This is a genomic window from Nonomuraea sp. CX421 (genome assembly GCF_059358955.1).
Genome location: NZ_JCADBK010000005.1, coordinates 329,981 through 343,791, shown reverse-complemented (window position 1 = coordinate 343,791; position 13,811 = coordinate 329,981). Strand labels below are relative to the sequence as shown.

The window sequence follows — 13,811 nt, the reverse complement described above, 5'->3', positions numbered from 1 at the left end:
CCGACACGCAGGATGGGGGGTGGAGGTGTCACATGGCTGACCTCACGATCCCGGAAGAGGGCTTCTGGCCCGCACCGCAGATCCCCCAGCCGAACATTTACCCGATGGAGTGGCGAGTCGAGACGGCCAAGCTCGCGGCGATCTACGAGAAGTCCAAGCGAACACTCTGGAACCCGGCCGACCTGCCCTGGGACGCGCTCGATCCCGGCGACTTCACCCGCGAGCAGCGGCTCGGGATCATGTACTGGTTCTCCGTCCTGGCCAACTTCGACGCCTCGGGGCCGGCGGTGTTCGCCCGTGCCACCATCCAGGCGTTCGAGAAACACGAGGAGGACCCGGTCAGGAAGTGCTTCTTCTCCATCACGCGTGACGAGATGAACCACGAGGAATGCTGTCAGCGCACCATCGCGAAGCTCTGGCCCGGCGGCCCCCTCGACTGGACCCCGTCCGACGAGTTGGAGAAGGCGGCGCACAACAATATCGGCTGGCTTTACCACAACGGCGGCCGCTACTGGACCGGCTACACCGCCGCCGTGGGCAAGTACTCGCTGCCGGTGCTCTTCACCAGCTTCATGATGGGCGAGATGGCGGCGTCCACCCTGTTCAGGGGGATGGCGTCGGGCACGCGCCACCCGGTGTTCGACGAGATGTTCCAGCGCATCGGCCGCGACGAGTCCCGGCACCTGCAGATCTGCATGACCATCCTGGAGAACGAGTGGCCCGGCCTCACCGACGACACCCGCTCGCTCATCACCCGCCAGCTCCGCGCCGGGTTCGTGTTCCTGTCGATGATCCTCTGGGAGCCGCCGGAGGGCTTCTGGGAGCTCCCGCCGTACTTCCTGGCCAACCACCGCGTCCTCATGGACCACGCCCGCGACGCCGGGCTGGGGGTGCTGTCGTACGACGAGCAGGCGGAGAACTGGCGGGTCGCCATGGCGCACGTCCGCGCGATCGTCGAGCGATGGGGCATCGACTTCCCGGCGATCCCCGAGCTGGACCTCGAAGGGGTGCCGGTCGACTTCATCGATCCGGAGGAGATCATCCCGGTCTTCTGACGTACGATCCGCGTCATGTGGGGACGTATGGCCGGACTCCGCGTGATGGAGCTGGGCACTCCAGGTGAGCTGCGCAGGGAGCTCACCGACCTGACCCTGTCAGGTGCCAAGCAGGCCACGGCGGGGCTGCTGGAGCTCGACTATCACGCGGAGAACGAGGCGCTGGAGCACATCGGCGAGCGGCTGGCGGTGGTGGACGACTCGGGGGCCCGCGTGGCCGTGGTAGAGGTCGTCGGCATCCGGCTGGTGCCGTTCGCCGAGGTGCCCTGGGAGTTCGCGCTGGCGGAGGGCGAGGGGTATCGCTCGATCGAGCACTGGCGCGAGGTGCACCGGCGCTTCTGGGTGGCCGAGGGCTGTCAGGTCGACGACTCGTCCACGGTCGTCTGCCTCTGGTATCGCCTGGTCAGTCCGTAGGCCAGCGCTCCTCTGGTGAGACATAACTGCCTCGCTGCGGCACGGTGTAGATCCATCCTTGCTCTCGTAGCAGTGCCAGCGCGCGTCGCACCGTCTCGCGTGCGACGTCGTAATGCTGCACCATCGCTGCCTCCCCGGGGATGGGACGGCGAGGACGGAACTCTCCGGCCTTGATCTGCTCGCTCACGTCGCCCGCGATGTGCTGGTAGCGGAACTTTTCGGGAGGTTCGCGGCACTTGGTCGAGAGCGCCCACAAAGGTCCCCTCGCCCTGAACGGTGTGGATAAGCCCTTCGTCGCGTAGCACGCGGATCGCCCTGCGCGCGGTGGTGCGGGCCACGCCGACCTCCTGCTGGATCTGCGCCTCACTCGCCACGGGATCGCCAGGCGAGAGCTCTTGGACGATTCGGGAGCGGATGATCTCGCTGATCTGGCGATAGAGGTGGGTGTCGTCCTCGGGGTCGAGCATGAGCCCAGGGTATACGGGTGCCCAGACATGGGGGGAGTGTTAGGAACCCTTGCCGGTGGGCCACTTGTCTGGCGTGGTCACGTAGGTGCCCCGGTAGGGGACGGTGAACACCCAGCCCTCTTCTCTGAGGTGGGCCACCGCCTGTCGCGCCGTGACCTTGGCGACGCCGTACTCCCGCATCATGACCTTCTCGCCGGGGATCGCTCTGTTCGGCGCGATCTCGCCGCGCTGGATTCGCTCGGCGATCTCCTCAGCGATCTTCTGGTACATCGGGACTTTCCGAGGGGCACGTGGCGCGCCAGGCTGCCCGACGAATGTGCCCTCACCTTGGATGGTGTAGGCCATGCCCTGCTCTCGTAGCTCGCGAGCCACGCGTCTGGCGGTGGTGCGCGCGATCTCGTAGTCCCTCTCAAGCTTGGCCTCGCTCGGCACGGGGTCGCCCGCTCTGAGGTCACCGCGTTCGATCTGCTCGCGGATCAGATCAGCGACCTGCTTGTAGATAGGTATGGGCCCGTCACGGTCAAGCACGCTCGGATTATAGACGAAAGCGTACATGACCGCTCAAAGCAGACGCTCACTAGAGTGTATGGATACGGACTAGACCTATAGATACGCCAGAGCTATAGTGTCCAGGTGTGCTCGGAGCGGGAGGAGTTTCATAGCCGTCATCTGGCAGAGCCCGTCGGTGTTCCGACGCTCGTCGATTGGGAGCCTGAGCGGCCGAGGAGTGCTCGGGTGAGGGTGCGGGACCACACGTGTGACTGCCAGGCCGTTTTCTACGAGCTGTGCCAGGCGGGCGGGCTGAGGTTCATCCGGAGGACGAGCAGGAAGGGCGGGCGGATGGTGGTGGAGGAGTCTCCGTGGGCGATCGCCGCAGAGGCGGACATCCTGTGGCGGCGGCTGCTGGAAGGGAGAGCGCGGTGAGAGCTCGGCACCCGCTCGCCAATGATCTTTTGAAGGCTCCCGGCCCAACAGTCATCCGCCGAGACGGGGCCGGGCCGGCGTGGCTTCGCCGACGAGGATGGAGGGTGCTCGCGAAGCCACGATCAGCGAACCGCCGTCCGCGCCGCGGTTCGTTCACCAGGACAGGCGACTGCCCGAGCTTGTCCGTTTCCCCGGCAGGTGTCATCCCACAGCACCGCACCTGCCGGGCCCGACGTCCTCGCGAGTCTTCGTGAGGAGCCCGACCCTCCAGCGGGTCATCCGGTCGCACGGACCCGCTGGAGAGTCCCTCGCGGGCCGTACGGAATCCTTTCGGGCGAGAGCGAAACGGATTTCGGCGTGCCCGCGAGGGACGACCGCTCCGGTGTGCCATCTGGGCACGCCGGAACGCACCTCGCAGACGCATCACTCACGCTCCCTGACGTCTGCGGGGTGCCATGGACTCCGGCCGCCTCACTGCCGCAGAGGCGGCCGGAGTGTCCTTCGCGGGCCCTGACAGTGCTCCCCAGGGCCGGAGAAGGGGTGGTCGCTCTGTCGGATCGTTTGGTCGCGACGATCACGATGGAGTCGTCCCCCGCCGCGCCGCGTGCGTCCTGCAAGCCGCATGTAGCCGGCGGGGGAGCCATCCGTCCGAGAGGATCCGCGCCATGCCCAGGCGGGCGAGTCGATATCGAGGACGTGGCCCCGGCCTCGAGGCAGCGAGACCACGTCCGTGCGGCAGTGCGAACCGCGACCTCCAGTGACGGCCGCCCCGCGGGAACAGGATGGCACGGCGTCGACAGATGAGCCGATCGTTCGGCGCTATCGACGGGATCATGGTTTTTGGTCGCCGGTGAGGGCATCGGACCAGGTTGGGATGCGTCGCCAGGACATGTCGGTCACGATCAGGTGATCGAGGAAGCGCAGGCCCACCGTGTCGGCCGCCTCCGCGACGCGCATCGTGGCGGTCAGGTCGTCGTCGCTCGGGTCGAGAGAGCCGCTGGGGTGGTTGTGGGCGAGGCCGAACGCCGCGCCGCCCGAGGTGAGCACCGCGGTGATGATCTCGCGGACCGGCACCGTCGTGTGATCTGCCCCACCCTCGGTGAGCACCGTGCGCCTGAGCACCGCGCCGCGCGTGTCGCAGACCACCACGACCAGGCGTTCGCGCGAGTGGCCTCGCAGCAGGGGAGCCGCGATCGTGGCCAGGTCGGAGGTGCTGGCGACCCTGTCGCGCTCGGGCTCCGCCTGCGCTCGCCGTACGAGATGGAAGGCCGCCGCCACGCGTGCGGCTTTGGCGGGACCGACGCCGGGGACGGCGAGCAGTCGGTGGGGCTCCGAGCGGGACAGGCCGTCGAGATCGCCGCAGTGCTCGATCACCTGGGCGGCCAGGTCCATCGCGCTCGACCCGCGAAACCCCGAGCCGAGCAGCACGGCGAGCAACTCACGGTCGGCGAGAGCCGTCGCCCCGTTCGTCATGAGCCGCTCGCGTGGCCGCTCCCGGGTGGGCAGGTCCTTCACTCGCATCGGCAACCTCCACCACGGTTGTATCAACGCGCACCGACAACCTCGGCGGCCTCGTCGCGTGACGGCGCCTCTGCTTCAGTGACGTGATGCGAGGAACCCCGGGTCTTCGGGCCCGGGAGGAATCGCCTACGGCGCCGCACGTTGGGTAAAGATCCGCGGCGAGCTTCACAGCGTGAATTCGTTGTGAGGGCCCGGCTGTTTCCCGAGCCCGCGCGGGAGGCGGCGCTCGCGGACACGCTGCGCCTGTGCGATGACGCCGCGAACCTGGTCTCCCGCATCACGCGGGAGACGAAGGTGTTCCGTAATGACGATCTGCGGCTGCACCTACGGTGAGCTGAAGAACATGGGTCTGTCGGCCCCAGCCGACCCAGCAGGTGAGCACAGGAAACCTTTCGCTGTACGTCGTGCGGCTTCGCTGAGCACGCCGATGTCAATGCGGCCCGTAACATCGCCTCGCGCGGAGGGGCGGTGAGTCACGCTGCCGACGCGGCCCGAACCGTGCGCCCCATGCACGGCGAGGAGCTGCGAGCTCGGTCGTTCACGGCCGGGAAGCTGACAAGGGCATGCTGTACATGACCCGGAAGCGGTCGCCCGGGATCACGATGTCGCTCGTCTCCACCGGCCGGTCGCCCGCCCAGTGGGTGCGCTCGACGTGCAGAACGTGCACTCCCGCCGGCAGGTCGAGCGCGTCGATCTCGTCGGGGCGGGGGACCCGGGTGCGCACGCTCTCGACGATCTCGGTGACCTTGATGCCATGGGTGTACAACCGGGCGACCAGGCTCCGGCGCTCCTCCTCGGCATGGGCGGCGAACTCCAGCGGTTCGTACGAGGTGGCGAGCTGGAGGGGTTTGCCCTCGCCGCGGAAGACGTAGTGAGTCCTGGTCACCGTGCTCGAGGGGTCGAGCCGGAGTCGCCGGGCGAGGTCGGGGCCCGCCTCGGCGGGTTCGCTGTGCCAGTCCCAGGTCACCCGTCTGCCCTGCGCCTGCAGATCGGCCGCGAACGGGGCAGAATGGTCGAGGAACCGCCATCGGTGCAAAGGTGTCGGGTCTGGGTGCTGTCTGACGTAATGGCCTGATCCCACGCGGCCGATGATGAGGCCCTCGGCCGCCAGAACGCGCAAGGCGTGGCGGGCGGCGGTCTCGCCGACCTGGTATTTACGGGTGAGCTGCGCCCGCGAGGGGATGGGCGCGCCGGGGAGAAGGGTGCCGTCGTTGATCTGTCGCCGGATGTCCTCGACGACACGCAGGTAGACCGGATCTGAGGTGGCCACTAGTCCATCCCTGGGGGTTCGGGTGAGGCGTTGCCCCATGTTGCCGTATTCGGCAGGTAACCGACCGTCATCGATGACCCTTGGAGCCCCAACTTTGCGGCAGTGGAAAATTATCGGCCGAACCCTGTAACGCCGATGTAAGAGGGGCCGATTGTTCGGTAGAGGTCGTCGATGTGTGTACCCCCGAGCACATATCGGCGGCCTCTTCCATTACGTGGCCATCCCCCGAAGGCCGTCAAAATACGGCGAAAGGGGCTCCCGCGCTGGCGAAGCGGGGTGGCGGCGTCCACCGGGTTCGGGAATCCAGGTAGCGTTCGCACTATGGCATCGCCAACTGGAACCACGGACGCACCCTTCGGACGCATGCTGACCGCTATGGTCACGCCGTTCACCGCGGACGGTGCCGTCGACTACGAGGCCGTACGCCGCCTCGCCGTCTATCTGGTGGACGAGCAGCGCAACGATGGCCTGATCGTGAGCGGGACGACCGGAGAGTCGCCCACTACCTCCGATGGCGAGAAAGAGCGCATTCTGCGTGCCGTGGTCGAGGCGGTCGGAGACCGCGCCACGGTGGTGGCCGGGGTGGGCACCAACGACACCCATCACAGTGTCGAGCTGGCCAGGGCCGCGGCCCGTGCCGGTGCGCATGGCCTGCTCGTGGTGACGCCTTACTACAACAAGCCCCCGCAGGAGGGGCTCTATCGGCACTTCACCGCAGTGGCCGACGCCACGGAGCTGCCGGTGATGCTCTATGACATTCCGGGGCGCAGTGGCGTTCCGATCGCGTCCGAGACCCTGATTCGGCTGGCGCAGCACGAGCGCATTGTGGCCGTGAAGGACGCCAAGGGCGACCTGTTCGCCGGCACCCAGGTGATGACCGCGACCGATCTCGCCTTCTACTCAGGTGACGACCTGCTCAACCTGCCCTGGCTGTCCGTGGGCGCGGCCGGCTTCGTCAGCGTCGTCGGGCACGTCGTCGGAGGTCAGCTGGCCCACATGATCGACCTCTACCGCAACGGCGACGTGGCGCAGGCCCTGGCTGTGCACCGGCAACTGGCGCCCGTGGTCGATGGGATCATGATGAGCGCCGGTGGCGCGATCATGGCCAAGGCCGCGCTGGGCATGGTGGGAGTGCCCGTGGGGCCGGTGCGGCCGCCGCTGGTCGCCGCGACGGAGAAGCAAATCGCCGAGCTACGGGTCTGCCTGGTAGCCGGCGGAGTGAAGTTGACAGACGCATAGAAACGGGGAGGAACCAGAAGTTTTGAGAACACGATTTGACCACAGGGGCCCGGCATGAGCCATCCACATCCTGATCTCGGCCCCCCACCGGCCCTGCCTGACGGCGGCCTGCGCATCGTCGCGCTGGGTGGACTGGGCGAGATCGGCAGAAACATGGCCGTCTTCGAATACGGCGGCCGACTGCTGATCGTCGACTGCGGGGTGCTGTTCCCCGAGCCCGACCAGCCGGGCATCGACCTGATCCTGCCCGACTTCGAATACATCAGGGATCGGCTCGACGACGTCGAGGCCCTGGTGCTCACGCACGCCCACGAGGACCACATCGGGGCAGTCCCTTACCTTCTGCGCGAGCGGCGCGACATCCCGCTCATCGGGTCCAAGCTGACGCTTGCCCTCATCGAGGCCAAGCTCACCGAACACCGCATCCAGCCGACCAAGACCGAAGTGGTCGAGGGAGAGCGGCACAGGTTCGGGCCGTTCGACTGTGAGTTCCTCGCGGTCAACCACTCGATTCCCGACGCGCTGGCGGTGGCGATCCGAACGCCGGCCGGCATCGTGCTGCACACCGGCGACTTCCGGATGGACCAGTTGCCGAGCGACGGCCGCCTCACCGACCTGGGCGGGTTCGCCAGGCTCGGCACCGAGGGCGTCGACCTGCTGATGTCCGACTCGACCAATGCCGAAGTGCCGGGATTCGTCACCAGCGAGCGTGAGATCGGCCCGGTCATCGACGAGGTGATCCGCACCTCCGAGCAGCGGGTCATCGTGGCCAGCTTCGCCTCACACGTGCACCGCATCCAGCAGGTGATGGACGCCGCTGCCAAGCACGGCCGCAAGGTCGCCCTGGTCGGCCGCTCGATGGTGCGCAACATGGGTGTGGCCCGTGACCTCGGCTACCTCAAGGTGCCGCCGGAGCTGATCGTCGACTCCCGTGACATCGAGGAGTGGCCGCCGGAGGACGTGGTGCTCGTCTGCACCGGGTCCCAGGGCGAGCCGATGGCGGCACTGTCCAGGATGGCCAACCGCGACCATCCCATCCGCGTTGCCCAGGGCGACACCGTGCTGCTGGCCTCGTCACTGGTGCCGGGCAACGAGACCGCGGTCAACAAGGTGATCAACGGGCTCACCCGCTGGGGCGCCCGTGTCGTGCACAAGGGCAACGCCAAGGTGCACGTCTCCGGGCACGCGGCTGCGGGCGAGCTGCTTTACGTGCTCAATCTGACCCGCCCGTCCAACTTCATGCCCGTGCACGGCGAATGGCGGCACCTCCGGGCCCACGCCAAACTCGCCGCGCTCACCGGGGTGCCCGACGACCACATCGTGATCGCCGAAGACGGCGTCGTGGTGGACCTGGTCGACGGCCGGGCAAGGATCGTCGGCGCCGTCCACGCCGGATACGTGTACGTCGACGGCTCCTCGGTCGGTGAGATCACCGACACCTCCCTGAAGGACCGCCGGATCCTCGGCGACGAGGGCTTCATCTCGGTAGTCGTCGTGGTCGACTCGAACACCGGCAAGCTCATGGGCGGGCCCGAGATCCACGCGCGTGGCTCCGGCATCGATCCGGCCCAGTTCGAGCAATTCATACCGCAGATCCAGAAGGCTCTCGAGGAGAAGGCCGCGGACGGCGTGATGGACACGCAGGAGATCCGGCGGGCGGTCCGCCGCACGGTCGGGCGCTGGGTGAGTGACACCTACCGCCGTCGGCCGATGATCATCCCTGTGGTGCTCGAGGTCTGAGGCTTCATCCGGTACGGCAGGCCTCTCCGCCTGCCGTACCGACCGGTGGATCATCTCGATCCGTCGAGAAATCTCCGTGCCCTCGGCGACCTGGCCGACTGTACGTCGCGGCCCTGATTTTGGGCTGGTTGTACGCGGTGGCCCGGTCTCAGGCCGACTGTACGCGGCGGCCCTGGACATGGGCCGGCCTGACCGATTTCGGTTCGGGCTTTACGCGTCTCGTCGGCGCAGCAGCCATGCTCCTGCGAGCACTGGTAACAGTGCGTAGGCGGTGAGTGCCGTGGCCGCCGCTGGGGGCGGCAGGAGCGAGCCGTACACGGAGTACGTGAGGTCGTCGCCGGTGATCTGGCGGGGGAGCGACCCGATCATCACCGAGCCGAGCAGCTCACTCCACGGCTCGGGCAGATTGCCGACGATCATCGGGATCACGTAGACGAATCCGACGAGGATGGTGATCGCCCCGGCCGTCGAACGCAGGATCACACCCAGTCCCAAGCCGAGCAGGGCGAACACGGCGACCGAGAGCCCAGTGGTGATCAGCGTCGGTAGCTTGTCGAGGAATGGGGCGGTGTAGACGCCCGCAAACCGGTCGCCGACCACCCAGCGGCATAGGAAGTACGTGCCGAACACCGTCGTCGCGCCTGTCAGTAGCCCGAGCGCGCCCACAACCGTGGCTTTCGCCGTCAGCACCGGCCAACGCCTCGGCACGACCGTGAGACTCGCCCTGATCGTCCCTGTCGCGTACTCCGACGTGATCGCCAGAACACCCAAAACCCCCAGACAGAGCTGCGGCACGAATACCAGCGCTTCCTCCAGCTTTGCGAGGCGTGCTCTCGACTGCTGTGCGGGCGGAGCGCTGTCGTACATCCCGCTGGCCATCCATGCGAGGCCGACGCCCAAGAGGATGGCGCCGAGGCTGAGAATCAGGATGAGGTGGCTGGAACGGACCGAACGGACCTTCAGCCACTCCGAGGCGATGACGTGCACTGAGACTCCTTGCGTCCGGAGACTCCCTGATCTGTCGGTGGAAGAGATCACGCGTCGCGCCTCCTCAGCATGAAGAAGCCGATGGTCAACGCGGCGACCGCGTAGCCGAGAAGCACCGTCAGCGCGACCCACGGGGACAGGGGGCCGTCGCCGACCCGTCTCGACAACTGCTGGTCGGCGATCTGCGGCACCAGGTTGGGCAGCATGTACGCAGCGACCCGGGTGTTCCACGATGGGGGCAGGTAAATGGCGGCGGCCGGCAGGACGAACAACAGTGAGACCACCGACACGATCGCCCCCGCCGTCGACCTAGTGACGAAACCCAGCCCCAGGCCCACCAGCGCGAGCACGGTCACCGACAGTCCAGAGGTGAGCAGCATCGGCAGATCGTGGGAGAAGGTGATTTCGTTGAAGCCCAACTGGCGGTCACCCGCGATCAGACGACACACGCCGTAGGTGGTCAAGATGATCGTGTGTGCCGCAACGAACGTGACAGCGCCGACCACTCCCGCCTTGGCCAGTAGCAGCGCACCTCGTCTGGGTACGGCGGTCAGGCTGGCACGGATCGTGCCGGTGGCGTGCTCCGAGGTGATCGCGAGCACGCCGATCACCGCCAAACTCATCTGAACCAGCGACAGGAGCCCCTGCTCGGGGGCCGCTGTCCCGATCGACTCGCGTTCGTCCGCGAGCTCGCCGGCATAGAACGTCCACACCAGGCCCAGGGCCATCATGAGAGCCGCTGCCCCGATGGCGCGGAAGGTCGAGGTGACCGAACGTAGTTTCAGCCATTCGGACGAAAGGGCGGCTCTCATGGTGAGGCCTCGAACTGCGCGCTGCTGGCCGTCAACGCCATGTAGGCGTCTTCGAGGGTGGGATGGCTAGCGGTCAGCGCGTCCACAGTGGTGTCCGCGATCAGTCTGCCCCGGCCGACGATGACGATGCGGTCGGCGGTCAACGCCATCTCGCTCATCAGGTGGCTGGACAGTAGGATCGTCCGGCCCTCTGCTGCGAGTGTGCGCATGAGGTCGCGGATCCAGCGCACCCCGCCGGGATCGAGCCCGTTGACCGGCTCATCGAACATCAACACCCCGGGGTCACCCAGCAGGGCGGCCGCGATGCCGAGCCGCTGTTTCATGCCCAGTGAGAAACCCCCCACCCGCCTGCGGGCCGCGCCGGCCAACCCCACCTGCTCCAGCACCTCTGTCACTCGCCGCGGGCCGATGTCGTTGGTGCGGGCCAGGCACAGCAGATGGTGGTAAGCACTGCGTCCACCGTGCACGGCGTTGGCGTCGAGCAGCGCGCCCACCTGACGCATGGGCAGACTCAGCGAGGTGTAGGGCCGCCCGTTGACCAGGGCCTCTCCTGAGTCGGGCGCGTCGAGGCCGAGGATCAGCCGCATGGCCGTGGATTTGCCCGATCCGTTGGGGCCGAGGAAGCCCGTCACATGGCCGGGTGTCACCGTGAAGGTCAGGTCGTCCACCGCGAGCGTGACGCCGTAGTGCTTGGTCAGTTGCCTGAGTTCGATCACGCCGTAAACGATGTGGCAGAGCGGGCGCTCGGCACATCAGACCACGGTCCGAATATCAAGGTCAGACCCTGGGCTGACGTCCTCGGGCCGCCGAACCGGCTACCTTCAACGCGTGCACGAGCCACACCCCCTCTTCGTCAGGCGGCTGAGCCGAGACCAGCTGATGGTCCTTGATCTGCTGGCCGGATTGGCGTTTTCCCTTCTGTTCCTGACGGCAGCGACCAACGCCTCGGGTCTGCCGTCGTGGGCGAGGCTGGTCATCCCCTTCGCGCTGGGGATGCCGCTGGCCCTGCGGAGGCGATGGCCGATGCCCATCTTCTGCCTCACATTGGCGCTCGCGGTGCTGGCCGTGCTACTCGGTGCCGTGAGCTTCGCCTACGTCTCACCTGCTTACGCGCTCTACGTGGTCGCGTTGGTCGATACCCCCGGGGCCTGGGTGCCGACCACGGCGATCGCGGTGCTCACTCTGATCACGCTGGGCGGTCTGGTCCTTGCCGGAGAGTCGTCGCATACGGGGGCACCGCCCTGGATGACGCATCTCGACGTGCCTCTCATCGGCATCGCCGCGCTGGGTGGGGCATGGACGGTCGGTCGCGCCGTAGGTGAACGAAGGGTCTACGCTGCCCGCGACGCCGATTGGCTCGCCGAGCAGGCGGTGACGGAGGAACGCCTGCGCATCGCCCGTGAGCTGCACGACGTGGTCGCGCACAGTGTGGGCCTGATCGCGGTCAAGGCGGGCGTGGCCAACCATGTCATGAACACCAAGCCTGAAGAGGCACAGGCCGCGCTGCGGGTGATCGAGACCGCGAGCCGGAGCGCGCTTGTGGAGATGCGCCATCTCCTCGGCGTCCTCCGCTCCGCCGAGCCGCCCGATCTCGATCCCGCTCCCGGCCTCAGCGGGCTTGCGGGGTTGGCTGAGCAGGCCAGGATGGCGGGCGTCGACGTCGATCTCGACGTCCGGCTCGGGCCGTCGGGGGAGCGGTTACCCGAGGGGATGGAGTTGTCGGTCTACCGGATCGTGCAGGAGGCGCTCACCAACGTGGTCAAGCATGCAGCGCCCACGCTCTGCCGCGTGACGGTCGTCGCCGAAGAGCGGGAGGTCCGGATCGAGGTGATGGACGACGGGCCTGGCCGCCGTGTGATCCCTGCCGAAGGGGCAGGGCATGGGCTGATCGGAATGCGTGAGCGGATCATGATGTACGGCGGGGATTTCGAGGCGGGAGGTGTTCCTGGGCAAGGGTTCCGGGTTCTGGCCCGTCTGCCGAACGTCCACGCTTCACCTGGAGGTGTCTCATGATCCGAGTGCTGATCGCCGATGATCAGGCACTCCTCAGGGGAAGCTTCCGAGTGCTCGTCGACTCGGAGCCCGACCTGATCGTTGTGGGCGAGGCATCCACGGGAGCGGAAGCGGTCTCCGTGGCGTTGGAGGAACGACCCGACGTGGTGCTCATGGATGTCCGGATGCCGGAGATGGACGGCATCGAGGCCACCAGGCGCATCGGTGATGTCTCCCGCGTACTGATCGTGACCATGTTCGACCTGGATGCCTACGTCTACGACGCCCTTCGCGCGGGGGCCAGTGGGTTTCTGTTCAAGGACACTCCGCCTGCCGAATTGCTGACGGCCATCCGGGTGGTGGCCGGTGGCGACGCGTTGCTGGCTCCGACCGTGACGCGCCGGCTGATCCAAGAGTTCACCCGCACTCCGGCTGTGCCCCGCGTGCGCGGGCTCGAAGGGGTGACCGAGCGGGAGCGGGAGGTGCTCACGCTCATCGCTCGTGGGCTGTCAAACAATGAGATCTCCGCCTACCTGCAGCTGAGCTTGGCCACGGTCAAGACCCATATCAGCCGGTTACTGGCCAAGCTCGAAGCCAGGGATCGCGCGCAGCTCGTTATCGCGGCATATGAAAGTGGGCTGGTGGGCGCGACTTAGTGAAGGCTTCTCGAGGCGGCTGCGTGGGTGATGTGGTTGTCACGCGGTTGGTGGCCACAGGGTGAGGACGGTTGCTCCTGGGTTCGCTAACGTCCGGGGCATGAGGGAAGTGCAGGTCGTCTTTCGAAAATACGGTGGAGCGCTGCACTGGAATCATGCGGCGACGCTCCTTGACGAGGACGAGCACGGCGTATGGGTCGCGGTGCCCAGCGGGACGTACGCGCGCAAGGGCACGGGGCCACCGGTCATGTCCAGGACCGCGAGCATCATGCTGTTTCCGCGGGATGCCTGGTGGACCGCGTCCTTCAACGCGCCGCCGCACAAGGTGGAGATCTATGTGGATGTGACGACGGTGCCCGAATGGAGGGATGGCGAGGTGACCATGGTCGATCTTGACCTTGACGTGATCCGAATGCGGGATGGGCGGTTGATTCTGGATGACGAGGACGAGTTCGCTGATCATCAGGTGTCGCTGGGATATCCCGCCGATGTGATCAAACGGGCGGAGGAGACGGCTCACTGGCTGATGGCCGCTGTTGGAGAGCGTGAGGGAGCGTTCGGCGGCGCCCATGTGAGCTGGTTGGCTCAAGTGAGCTGAGGAGCTTCACTCTCCCGCCGATGGCTCCAGCTAAGCGCCGACCGTCTGGTGCTTCTGGTGCTTCTGGTGCTTCTGATGGTAGGTGGTCGACACCTATGGGGCGCGGGCGGGGTGAGCCTGGTGGTGCTTAGCCACC

At 67.0% G+C, this 13,811-nt stretch carries 15 protein-coding genes and 3 pseudogenes; 10 read left to right on the top strand and 8 right to left on the bottom strand.

The genetic code is table 11. The features are described 5' to 3' along the window. Positions 1-32 precede the first annotated feature (32 nt). Together AC5L3X_RS13000 and AC5L3X_RS12995 are read left to right on the top strand one after the other, a co-directional pair. Positions 33-1,055, top strand: coding sequence for a hypothetical protein (locus tag AC5L3X_RS13000; protein ID WP_494857188.1), 1,023 nt, complete (start codon positions 33-35; stop codon positions 1,053-1,055). Between the two features lie 15 nt (positions 1,056-1,070). Further along, on the top strand, positions 1,071-1,469 hold the full coding sequence (locus AC5L3X_RS12995) for an ASCH domain-containing protein (protein ID WP_494857187.1): 399 nt from the start codon (positions 1,071-1,073) through the stop codon (positions 1,467-1,469). Here the strand turns inward: AC5L3X_RS12995 and AC5L3X_RS12990 are convergent. The 3 genes and pseudogenes from AC5L3X_RS12990 to AC5L3X_RS12980 all read right to left on the bottom strand — a co-directional run bounded on the left by AC5L3X_RS12990 (position 1,459) and on the right by AC5L3X_RS12980 (position 2,464). Continuing rightward, positions 1,459-1,656, bottom strand: a complete 198-nt coding sequence (locus tag AC5L3X_RS12990; RefSeq protein WP_494857186.1) for a winged helix-turn-helix domain-containing protein — start codon at positions 1,654-1,656, stop codon at positions 1,459-1,461. The genes AC5L3X_RS12995 and AC5L3X_RS12990 overlap by 11 nt on opposite strands. 124 nt (positions 1,657-1,780) lie before the next feature. Then, positions 1,781-1,936: pseudogene (locus tag AC5L3X_RS12985) on the bottom strand (GntR family transcriptional regulator); the annotation flags it as partial. 39 nt (positions 1,937-1,975) lie between these two features. Beyond that, a complete protein-coding gene (locus AC5L3X_RS12980; protein ID WP_494857185.1) occupies positions 1,976-2,464 on the bottom strand; it encodes a GntR family transcriptional regulator in 489 nt (162 codons plus the stop codon). Positions 2,465-2,671: 207 nt separating this feature from the next. On the opposite strand from AC5L3X_RS12980, the gene AC5L3X_RS12975 reads away from it, so the two are divergent. Further along, on the top strand, positions 2,672-2,860 hold the full coding sequence (locus AC5L3X_RS12975; RefSeq protein ID WP_494857184.1) for a hypothetical protein: 189 nt from the start codon (positions 2,672-2,674) through the stop codon (positions 2,858-2,860). Positions 2,861-3,691: 831 nt separating this feature from the next. Here AC5L3X_RS12975 and AC5L3X_RS12970 read toward each other — a convergent pair. Next, positions 3,692-4,381, bottom strand: coding sequence for a JAB domain-containing protein (locus AC5L3X_RS12970; protein WP_494857183.1), 690 nt, complete (start codon positions 4,379-4,381; stop codon positions 3,692-3,694). Positions 4,382-4,564: 183 nt separating this feature from the next. Here AC5L3X_RS12970 and AC5L3X_RS12965 point away from each other — a divergent pair, with 183 nt between their 5' ends. Together AC5L3X_RS12965 and AC5L3X_RS12960 are read left to right on the top strand one after the other, a co-directional pair. Beyond that, positions 4,565-4,714, top strand: a complete 150-nt coding sequence (locus AC5L3X_RS12965) for a hypothetical protein (RefSeq protein WP_494857182.1) — start codon at positions 4,565-4,567, stop codon at positions 4,712-4,714. A 57-nt stretch (positions 4,715-4,771) separates the two neighbouring features. Next, a pseudogene (locus tag AC5L3X_RS12960) lies at positions 4,772-4,957 on the top strand (zinc ribbon domain-containing protein); the annotation flags it as partial. On the opposite strand, the gene AC5L3X_RS12955 reads toward AC5L3X_RS12960, so the two are convergent. Continuing rightward, complete coding sequence (locus tag AC5L3X_RS12955) at positions 4,920-5,651, bottom strand: GntR family transcriptional regulator (protein ID WP_494857181.1); 732 nt, start codon at positions 5,649-5,651, stop codon at positions 4,920-4,922. The pseudogene AC5L3X_RS12960 and the gene AC5L3X_RS12955 sit on opposite strands and share 38 nt — an antisense overlap. Positions 5,652-5,972: 321 nt before the next feature. On the opposite strand from AC5L3X_RS12955, the gene dapA reads away from it, so the two are divergent. Next, positions 5,973-6,890, top strand: coding sequence for a 4-hydroxy-tetrahydrodipicolinate synthase (dapA, locus tag AC5L3X_RS12950; protein WP_494857180.1), 918 nt, complete (start codon positions 5,973-5,975; stop codon positions 6,888-6,890). Positions 6,891-6,944: 54 nt separating this feature from the next. Then, the gene (locus AC5L3X_RS12945) at positions 6,945-8,630 is read left to right on the top strand and encodes a ribonuclease J (RefSeq protein WP_189127187.1); all 1,686 of its coding nucleotides are present in this window, start codon (positions 6,945-6,947) and stop codon (positions 8,628-8,630) included. Between the two features lie 210 nt (positions 8,631-8,840). Here AC5L3X_RS12945 and AC5L3X_RS12940 read toward each other — a convergent pair whose 3' ends face one another. From AC5L3X_RS12940 to AC5L3X_RS12930, 3 genes and pseudogenes are all read right to left on the bottom strand, one after another. After that, positions 8,841-9,617: an ABC transporter permease gene (locus AC5L3X_RS12940; protein WP_494857179.1), complete on the bottom strand. Its 777-nt coding sequence runs from the start codon at positions 9,615-9,617 to the stop codon at positions 8,841-8,843. Between the two features lie 47 nt (positions 9,618-9,664). Next, positions 9,665-10,429 carry a DUF2705 family protein gene (locus AC5L3X_RS12935; RefSeq protein ID WP_494857178.1) on the bottom strand — a complete coding sequence of 255 codons (765 nt, stop codon included), beginning with the start codon at positions 10,427-10,429 and terminating at the stop codon, positions 9,665-9,667. 8 nt (positions 10,430-10,437) lie between these two features. Then, a pseudogene (locus AC5L3X_RS12930) lies at positions 10,438-11,145 on the bottom strand (ABC transporter ATP-binding protein); the annotation flags it as partial. Positions 11,146-11,257: 112 nt separating this feature from the next. Here AC5L3X_RS12930 and AC5L3X_RS12925 point away from each other — a divergent pair. The 3 genes from AC5L3X_RS12925 to AC5L3X_RS12915 all read left to right on the top strand — a co-directional run bounded on the left by AC5L3X_RS12925 (position 11,258) and on the right by AC5L3X_RS12915 (position 13,675). Next, positions 11,258-12,442, top strand: coding sequence for a sensor histidine kinase (locus tag AC5L3X_RS12925; protein ID WP_494857177.1), 1,185 nt, complete (start codon positions 11,258-11,260; stop codon positions 12,440-12,442). Continuing rightward, a complete protein-coding gene (locus tag AC5L3X_RS12920; RefSeq protein WP_494857176.1) occupies positions 12,439-13,077 on the top strand; it encodes a response regulator in 639 nt (212 codons plus the stop codon). Before AC5L3X_RS12925 ends, AC5L3X_RS12920 begins: the two co-directional genes overlap by 4 nt. 100 nt (positions 13,078-13,177) lie before the next feature. Next, entirely contained in the window at positions 13,178-13,675 is a 498-nt protein-coding gene (locus AC5L3X_RS12915) for a DUF402 domain-containing protein (RefSeq protein ID WP_494857175.1), read from the top strand. Positions 13,676-13,811 lie beyond the last annotated feature (136 nt).

Coding starts and splice junctions, on each gene's coding strand:
- AC5L3X_RS12915 (WP_494857175.1), top strand. CDS start 13,178: ATGAGGGAAGTGCAGGTCGTCTTTCGAAAATACGGTGGAGCGCTGCAC.
- AC5L3X_RS12970 (WP_494857183.1), bottom strand. CDS start 4,381: ATGCGAGTGAAGGACCTGCCCACCCGGGAGCGGCCACGCGAGCGGCTC.
- AC5L3X_RS12935 (WP_494857178.1), bottom strand. CDS start 10,429: ATGAGAGCCGCCCTTTCGTCCGAATGGCTGAAACTACGTTCGGTCACC.
- AC5L3X_RS12995 (WP_494857187.1), top strand. CDS start 1,071: ATGTGGGGACGTATGGCCGGACTCCGCGTGATGGAGCTGGGCACTCCA.
- AC5L3X_RS13000 (WP_494857188.1), top strand. CDS start 33: ATGGCTGACCTCACGATCCCGGAAGAGGGCTTCTGGCCCGCACCGCAG.
- dapA (WP_494857180.1), top strand. CDS start 5,973: ATGGCATCGCCAACTGGAACCACGGACGCACCCTTCGGACGCATGCTG.
- AC5L3X_RS12920 (WP_494857176.1), top strand. CDS start 12,439: ATGATCCGAGTGCTGATCGCCGATGATCAGGCACTCCTCAGGGGAAGC.
- AC5L3X_RS12945 (WP_189127187.1), top strand. CDS start 6,945: ATGAGCCATCCACATCCTGATCTCGGCCCCCCACCGGCCCTGCCTGAC.